The sequence below is a fragment of the Roseibium sp. RKSG952 genome, assembly GCF_009711355.1.
Genome location: NZ_SMMF01000289.1, coordinates 1 through 516, shown reverse-complemented (window position 1 = coordinate 516; position 516 = coordinate 1). Strand labels below are relative to the sequence as shown.

General features: G+C 62.0%; 2 protein-coding genes. Both read left to right on the top strand.

Going from position 1 to position 516, the window contains the following annotated elements; genetic code table 11:
• Positions 1-319, top strand: a 319-nt coding sequence (locus tag E1297_RS00740; protein ID WP_196223098.1) for a transposase, incomplete at its 5' end; no start/stop codon positions are given.
• Positions 316-516, top strand: a 201-nt coding sequence (locus E1297_RS49505; RefSeq protein WP_209015542.1) for a hypothetical protein, incomplete at its 3' end; no start/stop codon positions are given. The genes E1297_RS00740 and E1297_RS49505, both read left to right, overlap by 4 nt.

Sequence of the window (516 nt, the reverse complement as noted above, 5' to 3'; positions counted from 1 at the left end):
GGAAGGCAAGTACGCGATCAAGTGGACCCGTCTGTCCTGCATGAAGTTCGCCGCCAACGAGGTGCGCCTTCAGCTTCATGCGTTGGCCTACAACCTCGCGAACTTCCTGCGCACGCTGGCAACACCGGAGGTGATCGAGACGTGGTCCCTGACAAGCCTGCGCGAACGCCTGATCAAGACCGGCGCGCGCCTTGTGCGTCATGGGCGCTACGCCATCTTCCAGATGGCCGCCGCCGCCCTGCCGCGGAAGATATTCGCGGGGGTGCTCGACCTGATCAATGGTCTGCGCGGGCCACCAGACAACCCGGTTCCGGCATGAGCGTCACCGCGATCAGATATGTTCAGCGCCGCTTCAGAGGCAGCATTGGCGTGTCTGCTATTCCGACCAGCCCCTCACAAACAGCGTTCGAAGCGCCAAAATCACGCTCCGCGTCGATGAAATCGCTCACACAAGCGCTCGACGCTTGCCGCTCAAGCTTGGTCCCGCCGCCACATCGCGACTATGATGGAAACCGA